The following is a 1,179-nucleotide window of genomic DNA, read 5'->3' as shown; positions in this document are numbered from 1 at the left end:
CCCACCCTTGTAATAGCGCAATCGGATATTGATTGGGGTGTTCCGAGAGGAATGGCCTGCCGGGGCTGCAACCCCGGCAGGCCGCTGGCGATCGGATCGAGCCCACCCAGAGCAGTTTGTGGCTGCCCGGTAGCGTGATCGCGTCAGCACCTTCATCGGACCCGGATGGTTGCCGGAACAATCTGGTTCGCTTCACAAGGCAGGGGTCGGCGAAGATGACGAAGACTACCACGATTGCGGCCGGTATCGATACGGCCAAAGACAAGCTGGACGTTGCGGTTTGCGGACAGGTTCTGCGTTTGCAGGTCGCAAACTCAATGCGGGGCTGGAAGCAACTACGCTCAGAGCTGACAAAAGCGGGCGTCGAACGCGTCGGAATCGAGGCGACCGGTGGTTACGAGCGTGGTGTGGTCAACCACCTGCGGGCAGCGGGTTTTGTTGTTTTGGTTCTCCAACCAATCCAGGTGCGGGCTTTTGCGCGCCTGCACCGCCAGAGAGCCAAGAATGATGCTCTCGATGCGGCCTTGATTGCCGCTTGTGCGGCTGCAATCGAACCGCATGAGATTGCGCCAGATCCGCGACTGACTGCGCTTGCCGATGCCCTCACCTTCGTCGAACAGATCGAGGAGGATATCGCTCGCTTCAAGACCAGGCTCGAGCACATCGGTGAACCACGCCTTAAACGAATGGTTCTCGCCGACATTGCGCGGCTCAAGGTACGAAGACTCGCGCAGCTGCGCCTCATCGCCAAGCAATTGCGCGCTCACCACGATCTCGCTGTTCGATTTGATCTCGTGCTTAGCGTTCCAGGCATTGGCGAACGCACCGCGCTGGCCCTGATCATCCGGATGCCGGAGCTCGGCCAGATCAGCCGAGAGCAGGCATCGGCACTCGCCGGCCTGGCTCCTTTCGATGACGACAGCGGAAAACACCGGGGCCAGCGCCATATCGCCGGCGGCCGGGGCCGCCTTCGGCGCTCCCTCTACGCCGCGGCGCTCCCAGCAGCCTTTCGTTGGAATAAGGCGCTGATCGGCCTCTACAGCCGCCTGACAGCCGCAGGAAAAGCGCACAGCGTCGCCCTGATCGCTTGCGCCAGGAAGCTCCTTATCTACGCCAACACCGTTGTTGCCCGAGGTACGCCCTGGCGTGAAAATACCGCCGCAACTTAATGGTTGCTAC

Annotated in this window: 1 protein-coding gene; it reads left to right on the top strand. The window is 61.2% G+C overall.

What is annotated here, in order from left to right; genetic code table 11:
- The first annotated feature begins 215 nt into the window (after window positions 1–215).
- Complete coding sequence (locus I6F20_RS37545; protein ID WP_225131589.1) at window positions 216–1,169, top strand: IS110 family RNA-guided transposase; 954 nt, start codon at window positions 216–218, stop codon at window positions 1,167–1,169.
- Window positions 1,170–1,179: the final 10 nt, after the last annotated feature.

The sequence above is a fragment of the Bradyrhizobium sp. IC3123 genome, from assembly GCF_020193625.1.
Lineage (GTDB): Bacteria > Pseudomonadota > Alphaproteobacteria > Rhizobiales > Xanthobacteraceae > Bradyrhizobium > Bradyrhizobium yuanmingense.
The sequence above is the reverse complement of the archived record's forward strand: the minus strand, read 5'-3'. Positions and strand labels throughout refer to the sequence as shown.